Here is a 2,227-nt window from a genome sequence, read left to right as displayed (position 1 = left end):
TATAAGTGCTAACATAAAAATGTACAGTTGTGACAAAATAAAGATGTACAAATAGAAGCTTCACAGACAGGAGGAGATAACGGATAATCATTCATGAGGTGATGTGAATGTATAATCCAATCCAGATAGATTTTGCGGAAGATTTAAAAGTGAAATGTCTTAAGGATTTAGCAAATTATAAGGCTGTTATGGAGGTGTGCAATATGAAACCTAATTTTTCTCAACTTGCTCGAGAGTTGGGGAAAGATCGAAGGACGGTTCAGAAGTATTATGAAGGTTTTGAAAAGGCAACGACGAGAGTCAAGCCTTCTCAAGCGGATGACTACTACAAGTTGATCAAGGAGTTGCTTAGCGAAGACTGTATCCAAACTTTTCACTATATTCGCCACTTATGGCGCTATCTTGTAGATAACCATGACCTGCAACTAAAGGAATCTTCTTTCAGATACTATATCAACAAGAAGCCAGAGTTTAAGCAATACTTTGAGAAGAGGAAATTTATGAACAATGAGCCAATCTTGCGTTTTGAGACTGACCCGGGTCAACAACTACAAATAGACTGGAAGGAGAACTTTAAATACGTAACGAAGGAAGGGGAGCTTATTTATCTGAACGTTTTTGTGGGTATCTTAGGTTACTCGCGCTATAGTTTGTATCACGTTACCCTGAATAGGAGGCAATATACCTTATTTGCCGTCTTAAACGACATCTTTGAAAAGCTAGGAGGAATTCCCAAAGAAATACTCAATGATAATATGACGACGATCATGGAAGAGCCACGAACGTCCTATCGTCCTGGCTCTGTTAATCAGAAGTTTGAACAGTTTAGTCGTGATTATAATTTTGATGTCAGAGCTTGTGTCGCTCGGCGTGCAAGTACCAAAGGGAAAGTGGAAAGCCAAATGAAGTTGATTGATGAACTCGATGCTTATCAGGGAAAGTTTTCCTTTGAAGAGTTGGTGGGCCATGTTGAAAAGATGAATCTTCGTAAAAATCTTGAGATCCATCCAACCACCAAAAAATCACCCATGAGTCTCTTGGAATACGAAAAAGACTTCCTATCCCCGCTGCCTAGCAAAGAGATAAGAAGTCGTTACTATTATCAACAAACCGTCAAGGTGAATAGCTCTTCGATGATTAGCTATCAATCGAATCAGTATTCAGTTCCAGCTGAATACATCGGAAAAAGGCTTGGCCTAGAGGTTGAAGACAATACCTTGTATCTTTATGATAACACGAAGTTGATCGCGAGTCATCCAGTATCTAATCTGGCCATGAATTACTTGCCAGGACACTATGAACAGCTCGTCGCTAGCACCATGCCCTATAAGTCACAAGAAGAGGTCGAAGCTTATTCAAAAGAAAATTTAGAAAGGTTGAACGCTATTTATGGCAAGAAAGGATAAAACAACGTATCTTCAGCTCAAGGAGAACTTAGACTATCTTAAGCTCACTCAGATGAGCCTGCATTTAGACGGGGTTTTAAGTGGCGATTACGACCACCTCTCTATTGTGGATACCCTCTTAAGGTTAACGAATCATGAGGTAGATATTAAGCGTCAAAATAGTAAGGATATGATGATTAAAATCGCTAAATTACCAATCAATATGACCTTTGAAAACTTTGACTTTGACTTTCAACCAAGCATTCAAGAGCGAGAAATCCGTGATTTGATGACCTTATCTTTTATAGAAAAAAAGGAGAATGTCGTCTTCTTGGGTTCAAGCGGAGTAGGCAAGACCCATTTAGCCGCGGCAATTGGTTTAGAAGCAGCTAAGAATCGCTATAACACCTATTTCATTAAGTGTAGCGATCTCTTAGAGAAGCTCAGAAAGGCTCAGTCAGAGAATCGATTAGAGAGCAGTCTGCGTTATTATAATCGGGCCAGCTTACTCATTATTGACGAACTAGGCTACTTACCCTTAAATCCAGGAGATGAGCGTCTCTTGTTCCAAGTCATTGACCGGCGTTATGAGACTAAGAGCACCATACTTACCACGAATATTCCCTTTGGTAATTGGGATGAGCTGTTTCAGGATGCCTTAATTGCGCATGCGATTGTTGATCGCGTCCTTCATCACTCAAAAGTGATTCAAATTAATGGCGATTCTTACCGGTTAAAAGATCATTTAAACAAGGAAGAAGAGGAATAAACATAGTCAATGCGATATGTAATTGTACATATTTATATTCACACTTTTGTACAATTTTGTGTTGACATTTACA

2 protein-coding genes are annotated in these 2,227 nt (G+C 39.2%); both read left to right on the top strand.

Going from position 1 to position 2,227, the window contains the following annotated elements:
- Nucleotides 1-107 precede the first annotated feature (107 nt).
- Nucleotides 108-1,406: an IS21 family transposase gene (istA, locus tag HMPREF2811_RS01340; protein WP_071407772.1), complete on the top strand. Its 1,299-nt coding sequence runs from the start codon at nt 108-110 to the stop codon at nt 1,404-1,406.
- On the top strand, nt 1,390-2,154 hold the full coding sequence (istB, locus tag HMPREF2811_RS01335) for an IS21-like element helper ATPase IstB (protein WP_071407771.1): 765 nt from the start codon (nt 1,390-1,392) through the stop codon (nt 2,152-2,154). Before istA ends, istB begins: the two co-directional genes overlap by 17 nt.
- Nucleotides 2,155-2,227 lie beyond the last annotated feature (73 nt).

The sequence above is a fragment of the Globicatella sp. HMSC072A10 genome (assembly GCF_001811625.1).
Classification (GTDB): Bacteria; Bacillota; Bacilli; order Lactobacillales; family Aerococcaceae; genus Globicatella; species Globicatella sanguinis.
The sequence above is the reverse complement of the archived record's forward strand: the minus strand, read 5'-3'. Positions and strand labels throughout refer to the sequence as shown.